Below are 15548 nucleotides of genomic sequence, written 5' to 3'. Positions count from 1 at the left end.
TTACTTGATTTAGGTAAATTTGACCAGCTTCTGTAACGCTAAAAGCGCATAATTTCCACCCAAAAGCATCGGGCTTCCAAGTTTTCACAACTGATTAAAAAATCCGATCGAAGATCTGCGGAATGTGGGTTCTATGTCTTTGCGTTTAGCAGCAACTCGATACCAGGTTTCTGTTTGGGTTGAAACCACGTGCAACCAATTGGTTTTACCACCAATCCTCAATCCCGTTTCGTCCAGATGTTTCACTGGTGCTGCTTTGACTTCAGACGCAATCTCAATTACGACTGGCTCTATGATGTTGGCAAGTGTCTTTGTTGTATTTGCGATTGTCCCTGGTGTCATTCGACAACCAAATAAATCCAGCAGCACTTTACTTAATCTGTCTTCGGGAATAAAATGCTGATGATTTAGATAGGGCTTGCTGAATAATCGATCGCATATTGCGTGGCGAAAGGTTTCGATCGCGCGATCGAGAGTAAAGTGCAAGATAAACAGGTAAAATAGGTCAAAACCCGTGCATCACCACCTGCGCTAGTGTACCGAAAAGTTGAGCTGGCCCCACAACCCCCATCCGAGTTTGAACTGCCCTTATGTGGCAGCTTGTCACCAGATAAGCTGTTGTGCCTTTAAATAGGGTATAATAAAAAATGAGTTTAGTCAATTTATACAAAAATGCCAGCTAAAAACCATCTCAATCCCCAACAAATAGAGAAACTACAAAAAGCCTTAAGAGAGGAAGAAAAGGCAAATATTAGAGAAATAATTCTAATTTTATTATTGCTCAATGACGGCAATACACAATCTAAAATTGCTAATTTTTTGGGTAGCTCAGTCAACAAAGTATCTTATTGGTGTGTCAAGGGAGACCCAGACAATCTAGAAAGTCTAATTGATGAGAGGATGAAGGGAAATCACAAAAAAGCCACAGATAAATATATAGATATATTATTAGAAACTAGAGAAAAAGACCCTCAAGAATTAGGATATGATTTTGGACGATGGACAGCGCAGAGATTAGCAACATACTTAGAAGAATCCACTGGAATAAAATTAAGTGGAGGACAAGTTCGGAGGATATTAAAGCAAAAAAAGTATGTGTACATCTGGGCTAAGTATAGCCTAGAGTCGAAGAGAAATCCCGAAAAAAGAACAGCGTTTAAAATAAAGATAGCCGAATATTTAAAAATAGAAAAATCAACGCCAAAACGATTACAGGTATGGTTTTGGGACGAGAGTGGATTTAGTTTAAGAGTCACCCGAAGAAAGAACTGGTGTAAAAAAGGCAGCCGAAAAAAGGTCCTAGGAGACCGCAGAAAAGGCAGAGTTAATGTAATGGGAGGAGTGAGGAATTCGGATAAAAAAAGGTGGGTAGAGTTCCTCAAAAAAGGCAACTCATATAATTTTTATCAAGTGCTAAAACTGTTTTATGAAGAGCTAATTAATGAATGGGTATCAGCAGGTAATCAAGCCTCAGAATTTGCGGAAAAAGGAGCCAAAATAGTGATTATCCTTGATCATGCTAGTTTTCACAAGAAAGAAGAGTACCTGAAAATAATTGAAACAGAAATGCCTAACCTTCATTTAGAATTCCTCCCCGAATACAGCCCCGACTATAACTTAATTGAATTAGTATGGCATTCGGCAAAAGAATATATTGCCAATCGACTTTTTACATCTATTGAAGAGCTAGAGTATTTATTGCACCGCCTCTTAAATGAAGGGCAATTAATAATTAAATGGGGTCGCAAAATCAAAAATAAGGGTAATGCTTGTATCACAGTTTAAATGTGTAACAGCTTAACCGTTGGGTAAAAATGACCCAAGTAATCCCGTGGTCAGAATTTGAAGCAGAATATGCTAAAAACTTCCCCGAGCGAAATGGGTGCACCAGCCAAATCCTTTCGGATGGCGTTGGGGGCATTAATCATCAAAGAAAAACTCGGAATTAGCGATCGGGAAACCGTCGAACAAATCCGGGAAAACCCCTATTTGCAATACTTTATCGGTCAATCAACCTACAGTAATGAACTACCCTTTGATCCATCACTATTAGTTCACTTTCGACGGGCGTATTAGTCCGAACTTAATTAATAAAGTGAATGAACGCATGGTCGAAAAAATGCGTTCCATCACCGAGCGTTCAAACTGAAAAAAAACAGGATTCGGACGCCAAAAATGAGTCACCCAATCAAGGAAAATTAATCATAGATGCGACCTGTGCGCCAGCCGACATTAGTTATCCGACCGACTTAGGACTATTAAATGGAGCCAGAGTTCATACCGAAAAAATTATAGACATCCTGTATAAACAGATTAAAAGGAAAAGCAATAAAAAACCAAGAACCTATCGTAATCTAGCTATAAAAGACTACTTAGCAGTAGCTTTCGCAAAGACGACCCACCCGTAACCAAAGAAGACAGGCACTTAAAAAACAACTCCAATATATCAAAAGAAACTTAGCTCATATTGAACAGCTAATCAAGTCAGGTGCGACCCTAGAAAAATTGAATAAAAAGCAATATAAAACCTGGCTAGTCCTCACAGAAGTCTATCGCCAACAGCTCTGGCTATTTGAAAATAAGAAACAGAGCATTGAGGATAGAATAGTAAGTTTAAGTCAACCCCATATTCGTCCCATTGTCCGAGGAAAAGCAGGGAAAAAGGTAGAATTTGGAGCCAAACAAGAGCGCGAGTTGTTTTGAAGGATATGTATTTTTAGACCGGATAAGCTGGGATAATTTTAACGAATCAGGGGACTTAAAAGCACAAGTAGAAGCTTATCGTAACTTCACAGGATATTATCCAGAGTCAGTTCATGCCGTTAGCCAAGCCCTCGAAGAGGATCGCATTTATCGTACACTCTTAGAACCGAGCTTGGTGCAAAGACAAAGGCATTAGAATCAGTGGACCGCCTTTAGGAAGGCCTCCAACCAATATCAGCAAAGAAAAAAAGAAGCAAGCGTTGGAAGATGAGAGAATTCGCAATGCGATTGAGGGAAAGTTCGGGACTTGCGTAAACGAAGATTCGGTCTGAATCGGATCATGGCAAAACTTGATAATACTTCTGAAACAGTCATTGCGATTACTTTTTTAGTCATCAACCTTTCTACCTGGTGGCGCCGGGTTTTTTGTGTGTTTTTATGCCGTTCGGGGAAAACAATGCCTGTTTTTGGGCTGCACATAATCTGGGGTTATGCTTTACTCAGAATGAGGCAGGAAAAACTCATATTTAACTCGGCTTAAATATATCGAGCACTCCCGATCGCCAGAAAGCGATCGATTATTCAGCAAGCCCTAGATAAGCTGCAACTGCTCTAATTCTTTCTCCGTACTGTACTGGGGCTTTAAATGATTCTGGAAAACTCCCTTGTATTTGAGCTTTACATTCAGGACATTCTTTGACCCCAACTTGGTGTTCTGTGACGATTATTTTTGGCGTTGGTATATCAAATACTTGTCGCCCGATCATTTTTTTGACTTCTACTTGAGATATGTCACACCCGCATGATAGACATGAGCATGGTGTGGGATGTTCTATGATATTATCTGGTTCTAAAACTTGTTCTCATGTCTGCCCTGCATGACCAAACTGTCCCCCTGATGGGCGCTTTCCTTTTTCTCGTAAACTTTTTGTCCGAATTTTATCCGCTTTTTTGAGTCCATCGCTTGACGGTGGTTTTGAACTCGTTTGGCTATCTAACCCCAAACGCCTCTCTAGTTCTGCTATTTTTTGCCGCAGGACTTGAATTTCTTGCTCTAAACTCTCAATTTTTTGATCTTTTTCTTCTGGACTCATGGATGAATACTACCATAATTCTTCCTTGATTGGAATCATCCTGACCATCCTACCTAGGGAGTTACAATTATTCTCCAATATATAGCATTTCTTACAAAGGTGAGGTACAATAACAGCAGTGAGTAAACCAATTCCAAATATTTGCTGATGTAACTTCACTAAATGCAAACTAAGAGTGCTTTTGCTAACTCTTGATAATTAGGTGTCTTGATAGAACGGAGAATATTTTTAAGTTTTGACCATAAATTTTCAATTGGGGAGAAATCCGGCGAATAGGGCGACAAGTATATTAATTTAGCCCCTTTTTTTTTGATGGCTTTTTCTACTTCTTCTCCGGTATGAATAGTACAATTATCCATTACTACACAAGCACCTTTCCATAACTTTGGCACTAATTTTCGGATAATAAAAGCCTCAAATGTAATTCCATCAGTTGTACCTATTAAATTGACTGATGTTAGGACTTCTTTGACCGATATAGCTCCAATTATTGAGACATTTCTTCCGCGTTTATTCGGTTTTGATCCCTTGGCTCTTGAACCTTTTATAGACCGAGCATATAACCTAACCATTGCCAAGTTAACTCCACATTCATCAATGAATATTAAGTCTTTGAAATAAACTTCTCTAATTTTTTGCCAGAACTCGTATCGCAGGTTCTGAACCCTGTCAGTGCCTTTGTCTGACGGGAAAAGAGTTTTTTTTTCTTGCGTCATGTTTAAGAGTTTTGCCATTCTTCCCATCGTTGCTACGCTGATGGTAAAACCAATTTTTTGGTACAGTAAATAACGGAGTTCTTCGAGAGTTGCATCATTGTTTGCTTCAATTAATTCTGCTAAAATTAGCAGTTGTTCTGCATTCAGTTTTAATTTGACTCCACATCGCTCAGTGCGAGGAGCAATATTTTGCGTGTCACGATACTGTTTAACCAATTTTTGGACAAAACTCCGAGGCTCCACAAAAACGGTTAGCTATTGCTCTTTGTGACAGCGGTTCATTATGGTACACATCCATAATTTTTTGTCTAAAATCAATCGAATAAGTTTTCATTTTTACTAATGCGTGATCGGGGCTAAAATTTGAGATAGTTGTCATTCTAGTGACTGCTGCGGGTCGAGGGACTACTGCTCGAAGAGCGCCCCATTTAATGAGAGCTGTATAACATTTTGAAGTTCTATATTTTTCCCTCCGTTTAAGTCAGTTATATTATACCTCATCTTTCTAAGAAATGCTATACCATATTCTGTTAACATAAAATTTAGATGCGTGCGCCCTGGCTCGACTCCTGGTCAACCCTGATTCGTGTCCAGGCGGGGCGCATACTCACCGATTGAATTATAGCGAACTGATTTTTGTTATTTGATATTTTCCAGTCAATTCGGCTTGGTCACATTGTACCTCATCTACCTGAGAAAGGCTATATACCTGTTAAACTAATTCCGATCGCCCTCAACGCTCAACAGGATTTGATTCAATGTGGGATAAAATTTCCGCACGCATTAGCGAAGTAACGGGAAACAAATTTTCGATCGACAATCGCCGTTCCGTCAGCGGTGGCTGCATTAATCAAGGGTATTATATCAGCAGCAGTTGCCGCACTTACTTCGCGAAAATTAATCAAGCTTGCCAAATTGCGATGTTTGAAGCCGAGGCTTTAGGTTTGCAGCAAATGCGGGCAACCCAGACGATTCGAGTACCGCAACCGATTTGCTGGGGAACTGAGGGGAATTCAGCTTATATTGTGTTGGAATGGTTGAATTTGGGAAGAGGCGGGAGCGATCTAGCTTGGGAAGAAATGGGGCGCAAACTCGCCGAAATGCACAAATATACCCCCCCCAACCCCCCCTTGGTAAGGGGGGGAGAAGACCCTAATTCTACCTTGGTAAGGGGGGGAGAAGAGCCTAATTCTATCTTGCTGAGGGGAGTTTTTGGGTGGGATATTAATAATACGATCGGCTCAACGGTGCAAATGAATAATTGGACGGCAAATTGGGCAGAATTTTGGGCAGAACATCGGATTGGTTATCAGTTAAAATTGGCTAAACGTCGGGGCGGCCATTTTCCGCAAGGGGAACGTTTATTAGATGTGATTCCTGAATTGTTAGCAGGTTACGAACCGCAACCCTCGCTAGTTCACGGGGATTTGTGGGGGGGAAATGCGGGGGTGACATCTGCTGGGGAACCGGTTATTTTTGACCCGGCAACTTATTTTGGAGATAGAGAAGTTGATATCGCGATGACGGAGTTATTTGGCGGGTTTGCGCCGCAGTTTTATCGAGGATACAATCAGGTTTGGCCGTTGGATGGAGGCTACGAGCAGCGCAAAACTTTATATAATCTATATCACATTTTGAATCATTTTAATTTGTTTGGTGGGAGTTATGAGTCGCAGGCAAATCAGATTATTAATAAAATCTGCGGTTAGAAATAGGGATTTTTTATTTCTAACCGCAGATGAACGCAGATAAACGTAGATGTAAGGTTTATCTGCGACCGTTGCCGCTTTATTTTTGCTTAGCGGTTGCTTTTTTCTTCGCTTCTTTTTCTGCTTTTTTAGCCGCTTTTTCAGCTTCAAGTTTGGCTATTTTTGCTAGCTCTTTTTCTTCGGCTATTTTATCCAGATAGTAGTGGTAATCTCCCAAATAAGGGCGAAACTCTCCATCCCGAATTTCAACTATTTTGTTGGCAACTTGGGAGATGAAATAGCGATCGTGCGACACGATAATTACCGTACCGTCATAATTCTGAATCGCCTCTTCCATCATCTCTTTTGCCGGAATGTCGAGGTGATTTGTCGGTTCGTCCAAAATCAGCAAATTCACGGGAGTCAACAGCATTTTTGCCAAAGCTAGGCGGGCTTTTTCGCCGCCGCTTAAAGCGCCAACCTGTTTGAATACTGTTTCGCCGGTAAACAAGAACCGCCCCAACAAAGTCCGAACTTCTTCATTTTTCCAGTCTGGAACTTCGTCGTGAATGGTTTCCATCACGGTTTTATTCAAATCTAAGGCTTCTGCCTGATTCTGTTCAAAGTAACCCGGGATGACGTTGTGGCCTCCCAATTTGACCGTACCTTCAGACGGTTTTTCTAAACCCATAATCAGTCGCAGCAGAGTAGATTTACCCGCGCCGTTGGGGCCGAGAAAGGCTATGCGATCGCCCCTTTCAATTAATAAATCGGCTCCCAAAAATAGGATTTTTTCGCCGTAGGTGTGCACCAAATCTTCAATTATTGCTACTTCGCGGCCGCTGCGGGGTGCGGGGGGAAAGCGGAAATGCAAAGTTTTTAATCCGCCGGTGGGCGCTTCGATGCGTTCGATTTTGTCTAACTGTTTCTCGCGGCTTTTGGCTTGGGTGCTGCGAGTGGCGCTGGCGCGGAATTTTTCAACGAATGCTTGTTGTTTTTCGAGTTCTTTTTGCTGGCTTTCGTAGGCGCTGAGTTGGGCTTCTCTGGCTTCGGCTTTTTGCAGTAAATAAGAGGAATAGTTGCCGAGGTAGGTGGTGGAAACTCCGCGTTCGGTTTCGACGATTTGGGTGCAGAGCCGATCGAGAAATTCTCGGTCATGGGATACGATTACCATTGGGGTTGTCAGCCCTTTCAGGTAGACTTCCAGCCATTCGATCGTTTCTAAGTCGAGGTGGTTGGTAGGTTCGTCTAGTAGCAAGATGTCGGGTTTTTGGAGGAGAATTTTACCCAAACTCATCCGCATTTGCCACCCGCCGCTGAAGGCGCTGACTAATCGATCGCCATCTTCGGGTTCAAATCCGATTTCGGGCAGAATTTTCTCGATTTGGGCTTCTAAACCGTAGCCGTTTAGGCCTTCAAATTGCCGTTGCAGCCGATCCATTTTGTGGATCAGTTCGTCGAGATTTTCTGGGGAGGAGTTTTCCAAGTCTCGATGGACTTGCATTAGGGATTCATGGACTTCGTTGGCTTCGCTGAAGGCACGCCAAAATTCTTCTTTGACGGTGCGAGTAGGATCTACTTCAAATTCTTGGGAGAGGTAGGCGATGTGTAAGCTGGCTGGGCGAATGACTTCGCCTGCGGTGGGTTCGATTTCGCCGGCGATGATTTTGAGTTGGGTGGATTTACCGGCACCGTTGACGCCGACTAAGCCGATGCGATCGCCCGGTTTGACTTCCCAGGTGACATCTTTGAGTACGACGCCTGTGGGATAAATTTTACTGATGTGTTCGAGTCGCAGCATTGTTGTGGGGACTGGGGAAGGGCAGGTTTAGCGGCGGATCGGATGCCGGCGCTGAGGTCGAGTCAATCTTAACAAATTTTAAAGATTTTTAGTGAATTGCGAGATTTTGATTTAGTGGGAGTTACGCATGGGGGCCCAGAAACCGGTTTTTTTTTGCGAAAAGACGCCTTCGTACTCGAAGATTATGTAAAAAACCCGGTTTCTTTGTCTCAGTGCATAACTCCTGATTGAATTTCTCGAATAATGCTTGACACTTCTACACATTATAATAGTCAGTGTCAACCTCGATAGCAAAAAAGAGCAATCGAGCCAGCCAGAGACATTTATCATCAAGTTGTCAAACAGGCTTTCATTAAGGCTGGCTGGACAATTACCCACGATCTGTATCCTTGCTTTGTGCCAAAAGAAACCTATCGATCGGGGTGCCGAACAGCTATTAGCTGCTGACAACAACGATCGCAAGATAGCCGTTGAACTTAAAAGTTTTATCAGAAAGTCTAGAATTGCCAATTTAGAGCAAGCTTTGGGTCAGGCGTTGGTGAACTGAGGTATGATTTGCCTATCAGCGCTGACGGAGGCAGGTCGCATAGCGTTCAAATCAGAGTATATAAATGATTACTTGAATAGGGAAAGGGAACGTCCTCGAATTTGAGAAGCCTGAATTAGTAAGCGAATTGAATGTTTTAGCATTTATTCGGATTTAGAATAACAAAGAGTGTTACTTTTAAATCCCACCAAATAATGTTGCAGTCTTGTTTTGTTACCTTGAACTCTTTGGGTCTTCTGGGTTGGCGGTGATAAGAAAGACTAATTAGAAAAGCAAGCTAATAGTCGATCTCGAAAATTGTCAAAATTAACAAATCCATAGGCTTGACGTTTAATCAGTTTGAGACGATTGTTGATTCCCTCCATAACACCACTCGTTGTTCGGTTCAAGAAATAGTTACAAATTCCATCGATATGATTGCGAAGCATGGTTAGGGTATCACTGTAAATTGGTTGTGCTTTCTTAATCCATTCAAGCAGTGATTCTTTCCCCTCTGACACACTATGATGACTTTCAAAAATCTCTCTGAATTCTTCTTTTAATTCATAGGCAAGCTTAAGACGCTTAGATTGACTTAAAACTGTAGCCAATTTAACCCCTTCCTCTTCTTTTAAATCTACACCATTTTTCAGGACAATAAATCGGCTACCTTTTCCTTTAATATTGCATTGTCTTCGGATTTTATTCAATTCCTCATTCACATATTTCATCACATGAAATCGGTCATATACCACAATCGCATTAGTCCAAACTTTTTGGATTACTTTGGGAAAACCACCCCACATATCTACACTCACTTCTAACACCTGCTCGCGAACCTCAATCGGTTGCTGAATAAGGACTTCCATGATACCTTGCTGTTCGTGACTGTCGATCACTTCAATCAATTGACTTTGGTCAATATCGGAAACTACAGTCACAAAATCTTGATGCCCTTTTCTCATACTAATTTCATCGATACTCAGACGTTTAACCGCTCCCCATGAGGCTTTTTTACTTGTGAACGCTGATGATTAAAAATTCCTTGAATCTGATCCCAACTTAATTCTTCCTCTCGTTTTACCTGTGACACTGTTGTCACCTGAACACGGTGATAAATATACTCCTCATATCGTTGAGTATAGCGCCGACCTTCATCAACAAAACACAGTTGCTCTGTGAAATATTTTTGACAATTTTTACAGTAGTATTGGCGACGAGGAATTTCCAATTCGATTAACTGACCTGAAATCGGTAAATCTCGAATCAAGATTGTCCGAATCTGATGGAGTTCATCTGTGGACTTTTGACAGTGAGGACAAGTAGCATAATCCGTCAAAAAACACACTTTTAAAATTGTTTTTCTATCATTTTTAATACATCTTTCAATCGTAATGTGTGGCAAATTGAGTAATCCGTCAAGATGGAAATCCATGAGCGACGCTCTAGCATAAAGTTCCTATATTATACAGTTTCCACCGCCAACCCAGAAGAGCCAACTCTTTTCAGATAAGTTTTAGAGATAATTTTGTCACCATCTGGAATAAACATTGGATCAACTTTCCCACCGATCTTTACATAAAAATAGCATCTCCCTTTCTCAAAAATATCCCATAAAGGTTTAAATGTTTTGGCACGCTGGATCTCTTAAAACCCATCCTAAAATACCTGCTTTGAAGTGGTATCTTGTTGTCCGCAACCAGGGGTTGTCACGGCTTCGCTTTATAGATTTTAGGGACAAACCAATAAGTATTATCAATACAGGGTGGAATTTTTCACAATTTGAGCGAAACCCATTTGGTATGTTACCGCCGGATTCATCTGTGAGAGCAATCTACAATCTAAAATCGGATGGCTTCGCTTTTGCCAAAGTGTGATATTTTGTAAAAGAGTTCTTGGCAATTTGTCGGTAACTTAATATGTTGCCACAAGTCCGAATAGAAAAATCAAAGCGTTAATCTATATTCCCAAGTTGAAATAAAATTATGTCTACTACTGATTTATCGAGTTTGAGCCGATCGATCCCAATTGAAAAGATTCGTTACGACGATCGCGGTTTAGTACCGGCGATCGTCCAAGATTATTTGGACGGTACGGTGTTGATGATGGCGTGGATGAATCGGGAGTCACTGCAAAAAACTCTCTCTACCGGACAGACGTGGTTTTGGAGTCGTTCGCGTTCCGAATTGTGGCCCAAAGGCGCGACTTCGGGACACGTTCAAAATGTAAAGGGGCTGCGTTACGACTGCGATAGCGATGCTTTGCTAGTCACTGTCGAACAAGTCGGAGATATTGCTTGTCACACGGGAGAAAGAAGTTGTTTTCACCAAGTTGATGGGGAAATTTCACCGCCGCCAGGGGATATGTTATCTCAATTATTTGGGGTAATTTGCGATCGCCGGGACAATCCTAACGAAAGTTCTTATACTTGCAAGTTGTTCGAGGGGGGCGACAACAAGATTCTCAAGAAAATTGGCGAAGAGTCGGCGGAAGTTGTGATGGCTTGCAAAGATGACGACAAAGAGGCGATCGCTGGAGAAGTTGCGGATTTATTTTATCACGCTTTGGTTGCTTTGGCTCACCATCAAGTTGATTTAAGGGCGGTTTACCGCAAATTGGGCGATCGACGAAAATAATCGGTAAGTTGATTATGGGTTTGTAGTGAGGACTTCAGTCCTCTTTTTCAACATTCGATCGAGCTTTTGCAAAATAAAAATAGCCGCGCCGACACTCAAAGCCAAACCCAACCAAAAATTATCCGCCGCCCATTTACCCCCATCCAAAGCCAAACCGCCCAGCGGCGGCCCGATTAAATAGCCGATCGCCCAACACTGAGAATTAACCGCCAAATACACGCCCCGCAAAGACTCCGGCGCTAAATCTACCACCAAAGCCGAAGCAAAAGGCGTATAAGCAACAGTCGCAAGCGACAAAAAACTCAAGCCTAAAACAGCTAAAAATAGATTGCCCGTTGCAGCCATTCCCGTCAAGCCGATCGCGATAAATCCCATTCCCCACAGCAGCGCAGAAATCATCAAAGCTTTTGGATGGGAAAATGGCCTCAAAGCTTTAACAACTGGCAGTTGCAAAGCCACAGTTAAAAACGTACTAAAAGCAAACAAAACGGTAATTGTACCTGTTGAAAAGCCTTTTCCCGTCCCCACCGCGACAAACTTGCTAAAGTAGAGCGGCATTGTGGTTTGGATTTGGGAAATATATAATGTGAACAGAGTATTTACTAAAGCATAAACTAGAAGACTTCGATCGCTCAGCGCCACTATCCAGCCATTTTTTAGATTTTTTTTACCTGTATCGGCTGAATTAGCTGGTTTGTAGGTTTCGCCGATCGCGATCGCCACCACCGCAAACAGCACTAAAAACGAGATACCATCAATAATAAAGAGCGATCGATAATTCCCCGTTAACTCAATCAACAAACCGCCCAAAATAATCCCAACTTGCAAACCCAAATTATCAGCAAGCCGCGTCAAAGCAAAAGCTTCCTGTCGCTGTTCGCCCTCGGTTAAATCCGCCACCATCGTCTCGGTTGGAGGCCAATACAAACCCACGCCCAAACCCATTAGTAAATTGCCCGCAACTAAACCAGCGAAATCATTAGTCGCCGCCAGTACAAAAGAAGCGGCAGCCGAAATAATTGCCGCCAGCAATAAAGTTCGCCGCCTTCCCCAAAATTTGGAATCGCAAAAAGAACCTCCCAAAATTCTGCCGAATATTCCCGAAACTGAACCGCTACCCAAACCAATCCCAACAGCAGTAGCAGATAAACCCACGCGATCGACAAAAAATATCGGCGCGTAAAATAAAGTAAAACCGGTACCGCTTTGGGAAAGGAACCTGCCGGCGGCAAGAATCCAGACTTGAGGCGGGAGACGGGGCAACCAAGATGATAATTGAAGTTTAGGCATTATAATTAAATGAGGAGTTAGTCGCGATCGCATGAAACCCATTTTTTTATGAACATTTTTATAAACATACGTTATAGCCTTTTATTACGGTCAAAAACCTGGTTTCGTCGATCGCAATGGGTAAGTCCTGTGAGTGATTATTAATCTACTGCATACTTTTTTAGAAGTAGTAATATGATGACAAGCACCAGTGGACTTAACAATTCTTCAGGGTCTGTTACACAAAAGTTACCATTAATTTAAAAATACTTAACACGATTCTATAAAAAAATTAGTTAAACTCTAGAAAAGGCAGAAAAAATTTAGAGGGTCTAATTATATGACAGCTATTACATCAAGAGTGGAATCAATCAGACCCCGTTGGCAAGCAATTGTTATGGTGGCCTTGATTTTCTGGCTCAGCGGTAGCCTGATTTTGGATCTAGTAATTATGCCCAGTCTTTACGTATCTGGCATGATGACATCTCCCGAGTTTGCAACGGCCGGAAATTTAATGTTCTGGGGATTCAACCGCGTTGAGTTAATCTGTGCGGGTCTGGTGGCAACGGGTTTGATGGTTTTGAGCAATTTAGTCGGTGACTTCGGCAAGCGCAGCCGCACAGCAATCTTACTATCATTGGTACTTCTGGCGATCGCCCTGATTGACACCTACGCCCTGACACCCCAAATGAGCGCCTTGGGAATGCAGCTAAATCTGTTCGATTCCGCAGCAGAAGTGCCCGCCGGGATGAATCTACTCCACCAAGGCTATTTTGGCTTAGAAGCGCTCAAGTGGGCCGTCGGCGCTACGCTGCTGGGCTGGTGCTACCAAAACCAAGCTTAATCGACATAAGGCTCAGAGGTTGAGTTGAGAAAAAAACTCAACCAGCAGCAGCGGGGGGAGTGAATTGACGCCCCCCGCTAATTTTTTTGAAAATTTTAGCGATCGTAAACTAGGCTTGAATAGCAGGCATTCGCTCTCCTAGTCTGGCGTAAAATCCAGTCAACAGTCACCGACGGTGCAACCGGAATTAATAGAATTCATCTGCCTTAATCTGTGTTTATCTGCCCTCATCTGCGGTAAAAAAAAGAGAATGTATTAACCGCAGATGACAATGGATTGACGCTAATTCACGCAGATGAAAAAAATAGAGAGATGAATAATCTCCGATGCTAACAGATTTGATATAACTATACTGTCAAGTTTCCTGACCCTGCCAAAAACGGATACTTGCGAACAACTCCTCCCGTGGAGAAAGCAAAATTTTAGACTCTGGTTCAAACTCCCAGATTCATCTGTAGAGTAAATCTAAAATCTAAAATCTAAAATCGACTGACGGCACGCCTTACTCGGAGGCTTCCGGTAAATCTGTTTTTGGCCACAGCAGGCGCAAACCCATCACCGCAAATCCGATCGCAGCGATCCCCTTTACAATCCTCTCCGGCAACACCTCTGCCGTGCTGAAGCCAATGCCCACACCGATTAAACTCGCCAGCAGCAGCGCCGACGCCGTACCGAAAAATACAGCCCGCGGCGAGTTACAACTGCTGCCCAGGGCGATCGCAGCTAATTGACTTTTGTCTCCTAATTCTGACAAAAACACTGTAATAAAACTTATTGCCAAAAGTTGCCAGTCCATATTTTTTTCAGTTCTTAGTTAGGTATTTTAGAAATCTAGGACTTACCGACAGGCAGACAATTAACCCAGCACTTCCCACAGCAGAACCGCCGAAATCGCCAGCAAAATCACTCCGGCTGCTCTCTCCAAAGTTCTCGGAGCAATCCGACTAGCCAGCCACCTTCCCAGCAAAACCCCCAGCAAACTGGTTGCTATCAAAGCTGAACCCGCACCCGCAAAAACGATCCAAGGATTTCGAGATTCAGCCGTCATCAGCAAAATCGCGAGCTGAGTTTTGTCTCCAATTTCAGCTAAAAAAATAGTGGCAAAAGTCGAGGCAAAAATTGCCCAGTGCTTGGGCTTCAGTTTCTTTTGTTCGTGAGAAATATCGGGATTTGCACTCACTGATAGTTCAGGTGGCTTTGGGGTTAAATCAGCACAAATCTCAGAAGCCTCTTTTAGTTGTATTTGTACCTGTTGCGGCAAATCATACTTGGGGTTTACTGAGTCAGAAGCAGACAAGCTTGGCGGAACAGAATCAAGTTTCACGGGCAATGAGTGCTAAACGCTATTTATTTTTGACTTGTACTTTTGATTCTAACTTTCTCTGTGCCTGCTTTTACCAAACCAGGGTCATCTTTTTCCCCACAGATTTGAGCAACTGATTCCTGGAACCACTCACCTAAGCCAACAAGGGATACAAGCCCCCAGATTTATCTGTCGAGTCAATCTAAAATCTAAAATTGACTGAGGCATACAAGCCCCCAGATTTATCTGTCGAGTCAATCTAAAATCTAAAATCTAAAATCTAAAATGGACTGACTGGTTTATGTGCCGTAAGTTCGATCGCCCGCATCTCCCAAACCAGGTACAATAAAGCCCTGTTCGTTGACTATTTCGTCGATCGTTGCCGTGTAAATCATCAAACTCGGGTACTCTGCACTCAGCCTCTTCAAAGCCGGAGGAGCAGCCACCACAGAGATAATCCGAATCAAGCTCGGGTCAATTCCCCGTGCAGTCAATTCCTGCATAGTCGCTACAATCGTCCCGCCAGTCGCCAGCATCGGCTCGCTAATTATCACCCGCGTTTCCGGGTTAAACTGCGCCGGCAATTTGTTCAAATAACAAGTCGGTTCCAGCGTCTCCTCATTCCTTGCCATGCCGAGGTGGTAAACCGAAGCCAGCGGCACAACCGTCTGAATTCCTTCGAGCAGTGACAAACCCGCCCGCAAAATCGGTACCACAACTAACGGAGCTTCTGGGTTGATAAAAGTCGCCGGACATTCTGCCAAAGGCGTCTGCACTGTGGTTTCCACTGTCGGCAGCCATTCTCGAATCGCCTCGTAAGCCAGCCACCTTCCCAATTCTGTCATCGCAGAACGAAAAAGTACCGATGGGGTGGCGGCGTCGCGGGCAACAGCCAGCCAGTGTTTAATTAACGGATGCGGAGGAACGTAAACGCGCAGTTGCAGGGACATGAGGAATTTGGGGAGAGT

At 42.9% G+C, this 15548-nt stretch carries 15 protein-coding genes and 4 pseudogenes; 6 read left to right on the top strand and 13 right to left on the bottom strand.

Going from position 1 to position 15548, the window contains the following annotated elements; translation table 11 throughout:
• Positions 1–84: 84 nt before the first annotated feature.
• Positions 85–486: an IS66 family transposase gene (locus QUB30_RS27860; protein ID WP_333340407.1), complete on the bottom strand. Its 402-nt coding sequence runs from the start codon at positions 484–486 to the stop codon at positions 85–87.
• A gap of 186 nt (positions 487–672) precedes the next feature.
• Here QUB30_RS27860 and QUB30_RS27855 point away from each other — a divergent pair, with 186 nt between their 5' ends.
• Together QUB30_RS27855 and QUB30_RS27850 are read left to right on the top strand one after the other, a co-directional pair.
• The gene (locus tag QUB30_RS27855; RefSeq protein ID WP_333340406.1) at positions 673–1785 is read left to right on the top strand and encodes an IS630 family transposase; all 1113 of its coding nucleotides are present in this window, start codon (positions 673–675) and stop codon (positions 1783–1785) included.
• A 14-nt stretch (positions 1786–1799) separates the two neighbouring features.
• A pseudogene (locus QUB30_RS27850) lies at positions 1800–3244 on the top strand (IS5 family transposase); the annotation flags it as partial.
• A 37-nt stretch (positions 3245–3281) separates the two neighbouring features.
• On the opposite strand, the gene QUB30_RS27845 reads toward QUB30_RS27850, so the two are convergent.
• The 3 genes and pseudogenes from QUB30_RS27845 to QUB30_RS27835 all read right to left on the bottom strand — a co-directional run bounded on the left by QUB30_RS27845 (position 3282) and on the right by QUB30_RS27835 (position 4847).
• On the bottom strand, positions 3282–3539 hold the full coding sequence (locus QUB30_RS27845; protein WP_333340415.1) for an IS66 family transposase zinc-finger binding domain-containing protein: 258 nt from the start codon (positions 3537–3539) through the stop codon (positions 3282–3284).
• Positions 3540–3566: 27 nt separating this feature from the next.
• The gene (locus tag QUB30_RS27840; protein ID WP_333340404.1) at positions 3567–3797 is read right to left on the bottom strand and encodes a DUF6444 domain-containing protein; all 231 of its coding nucleotides are present in this window, start codon (positions 3795–3797) and stop codon (positions 3567–3569) included.
• Between the two features lie 91 nt (positions 3798–3888).
• Positions 3889–4847 (bottom strand): annotated as a pseudogene (locus tag QUB30_RS27835) (IS630 family transposase).
• A gap of 424 nt (positions 4848–5271) precedes the next feature.
• Between QUB30_RS27835 and QUB30_RS27830 the strand changes: the two are divergent.
• Positions 5272–6222 carry a fructosamine kinase family protein gene (locus QUB30_RS27830; RefSeq protein ID WP_333340401.1) on the top strand — a complete coding sequence of 317 codons (951 nt, stop codon included), beginning with the start codon at positions 5272–5274 and terminating at the stop codon, positions 6220–6222.
• Between the two features lie 79 nt (positions 6223–6301).
• Here the strand turns inward: QUB30_RS27830 and QUB30_RS27825 are convergent, their stop codons facing one another.
• A complete protein-coding gene (locus tag QUB30_RS27825; RefSeq protein WP_333340399.1) occupies positions 6302–8002 on the bottom strand; it encodes an ABC-F family ATP-binding cassette domain-containing protein in 1701 nt (566 codons plus the stop codon).
• A 247-nt stretch (positions 8003–8249) separates the two neighbouring features.
• Here QUB30_RS27825 and QUB30_RS27820 point away from each other — a divergent pair, with 247 nt between their 5' ends.
• Positions 8250–8549, top strand: coding sequence for an element excision factor XisH family protein (locus QUB30_RS27820; RefSeq protein WP_333340396.1), 300 nt, complete (start codon positions 8250–8252; stop codon positions 8547–8549).
• Between the two features lie 46 nt (positions 8550–8595).
• Here the strand turns inward: QUB30_RS27820 and QUB30_RS27815 are convergent.
• From QUB30_RS27815 to QUB30_RS27800, 4 genes and pseudogenes are all read right to left on the bottom strand, one after another.
• A pseudogene (locus QUB30_RS27815) lies at positions 8596–8776 on the bottom strand (IS1 family transposase); the annotation flags it as partial.
• Positions 8777–8809: 33 nt separating this feature from the next.
• The gene (locus tag QUB30_RS27810; protein ID WP_333340393.1) at positions 8810–9493 is read right to left on the bottom strand and encodes an ISL3 family transposase; all 684 of its coding nucleotides are present in this window, start codon (positions 9491–9493) and stop codon (positions 8810–8812) included.
• A 17-nt stretch (positions 9494–9510) separates the two neighbouring features.
• A complete protein-coding gene (locus QUB30_RS27805; RefSeq protein ID WP_333340391.1) occupies positions 9511–9963 on the bottom strand; it encodes a transposase family protein in 453 nt (150 codons plus the stop codon).
• A gap of 62 nt (positions 9964–10025) precedes the next feature.
• Positions 10026–10230: pseudogene (locus QUB30_RS27800) on the bottom strand (IS1 family transposase); the annotation flags it as partial.
• A gap of 283 nt (positions 10231–10513) precedes the next feature.
• Here QUB30_RS27800 and hisIE point away from each other — a divergent pair.
• A complete protein-coding gene (hisIE, locus tag QUB30_RS27795; RefSeq protein WP_333340386.1) occupies positions 10514–11164 on the top strand; it encodes a bifunctional phosphoribosyl-AMP cyclohydrolase/phosphoribosyl-ATP diphosphatase HisIE in 651 nt (216 codons plus the stop codon).
• 12 nt (positions 11165–11176) lie between these two features.
• Here the strand turns inward: hisIE and QUB30_RS27790 are convergent, their stop codons facing one another.
• On the bottom strand, positions 11177–12454 hold the full coding sequence (locus QUB30_RS27790) for an MFS transporter (protein ID WP_333340384.1): 1278 nt from the start codon (positions 12452–12454) through the stop codon (positions 11177–11179).
• 319 nt (positions 12455–12773) lie between these two features.
• Between QUB30_RS27790 and QUB30_RS27785 the strand changes: the two genes are divergently transcribed.
• On the top strand, positions 12774–13277 hold the full coding sequence (locus QUB30_RS27785) for a hypothetical protein (protein ID WP_333340381.1): 504 nt from the start codon (positions 12774–12776) through the stop codon (positions 13275–13277).
• Between the two features lie 502 nt (positions 13278–13779).
• Here QUB30_RS27785 and QUB30_RS27780 read toward each other — a convergent pair.
• The 3 genes from QUB30_RS27780 to upp form a co-directional block, all read right to left on the bottom strand.
• Complete coding sequence (locus QUB30_RS27780) at positions 13780–14073, bottom strand: TMEM165/GDT1 family protein (protein WP_333340379.1); 294 nt, start codon at positions 14071–14073, stop codon at positions 13780–13782.
• A gap of 60 nt (positions 14074–14133) precedes the next feature.
• Positions 14134–14601 (bottom strand): TMEM165/GDT1 family protein, encoded by a 468-nt coding sequence (locus QUB30_RS27775; RefSeq protein ID WP_333340375.1) that lies wholly within the window; start codon positions 14599–14601, stop codon positions 14134–14136.
• Positions 14602–14879: 278 nt separating this feature from the next.
• Positions 14880–15530, bottom strand: coding sequence for a uracil phosphoribosyltransferase (gene upp, locus QUB30_RS27770; protein WP_333234777.1), 651 nt, complete (start codon positions 15528–15530; stop codon positions 14880–14882).
• Positions 15531–15548 lie beyond the last annotated feature (18 nt).

Origin of the sequence: Microcoleus sp. BROC3, assembly GCF_036702515.1 — a bacterium.
Taxonomy (GTDB): Bacteria; Cyanobacteriota; Cyanobacteriia; order Cyanobacteriales; family Microcoleaceae; genus Microcoleus.
The sequence above is the reverse complement of the archived record's forward strand: the minus strand, read 5'-3'. Positions and strand labels throughout refer to the sequence as shown.